Consider the following 558-nt stretch of genomic DNA (forward strand, 5'->3'; position numbering starts at 1 on the left):
AGCAACGAGCTTGCGAAGTTGTTGCGTAGTGCTTGGTGACCAGGACGGCTGGGGCACCAATAGGTTGTCAAAGGCCGAGTCGATTTTGGGGACTGGGATGTCCCAAAATCTATCACGAGGTTGAAGACACACTTGTATCATCGATCCGAACAAGCCCAATCTGCCGCCCATCGCGACGGATTCCCTGACCAGTACCAATCAGAACGATCTGCTCAACGGTATATTCAAGTCCAATTTCTGGGACATTGCGGGCGGACCCACGGGACTGGCCATTGGTTTTCTGGCCTATGAAAAACTGTATCCTCCCGGTATTCTCGCGGCGTTCCCCTTCGAACCGGACCTCGGTCTGCCGGCGCCCGACGTGGAAGAATTCTATCTGCTGAATCCGGGTAACCTTACTGCGGAACAGGCAGAAATGCCGGGCAAGACGGTGCCTTACACGGCCAATCAGGAGAAGCCTTTCCATGGCTATGTGAAAGACTATCCTTTCTTCATCAATTTCCCCTTCGGCTACACCGTCAGGGACTTCCGCAGATTCACTGCTGAGGGCATTCCCAC

Annotated in this window: 1 protein-coding gene; it reads left to right on the forward strand. The window is 53.9% G+C overall.

What is annotated here, in order from left to right:
- Positions 1–361 precede the first annotated feature (361 nt).
- Positions 362–558: hypothetical protein (locus tag ACOCD2_RS25515; RefSeq protein WP_293680151.1), on the forward strand; the 197-nt coding region annotated here is incomplete at its 3' end.

This window comes from Thiolapillus sp. (genome assembly GCF_048562965.1).
GTDB lineage: Bacteria > Pseudomonadota > Gammaproteobacteria > Chromatiales > Chromatiaceae > Thiolapillus > Thiolapillus brandeum_A.